General features: G+C 64.5%; 1 pseudogene. It reads left to right on the forward strand.

The features are described 5' to 3' along the window. A pseudogene (locus EOA86_RS38215) lies at positions 1-420 on the forward strand (ornithine cyclodeaminase family protein); the annotation flags it as partial.

Here is a 420-nt window from a genome sequence, read left to right on the forward strand (position 1 = left end):
TCCTGCGGCTCGACATTCCCGAGCATCGCGGCGAGGTCGACGTCAAGACCGCCTATGTGCCTGGGATAGACGGTTTTGCCATCAAGATCAGTCCCGGCTTCTTCGACAATCCGAAGCTCGGCCTGCCCAGCGTCAACGGCATGATGGTGCTGCTGTCGTCAAAAACCGGGATGGTCGATGCGCTGCTGCTCGACAATGGTTATCTCACCGACATCCGCACAGCGGCGGCTGGAGCGGTCGCGGCTAAACACCTTTCGCGGCCGGACTCCTCGATCGCCGCGATCTTCGGCGCCGGCGTCCAGGCTGGACTGCAGCTCGAGGCGCTTATGCTGGTGCGGCCGATCGCCGAGGCCCGCATCTGGGCCAGGGACGCCGCCAAGGCCGAGGCTGCGGCGGATGCATTGCGCGAAAGACTAGGCA

The organism is Mesorhizobium sp. M5C.F.Ca.IN.020.32.2.1 (assembly GCF_004023105.1).
In the GTDB taxonomy this organism is placed as follows: Bacteria; Pseudomonadota; Alphaproteobacteria; order Rhizobiales; family Rhizobiaceae; genus Mesorhizobium; species Mesorhizobium wenxiniae.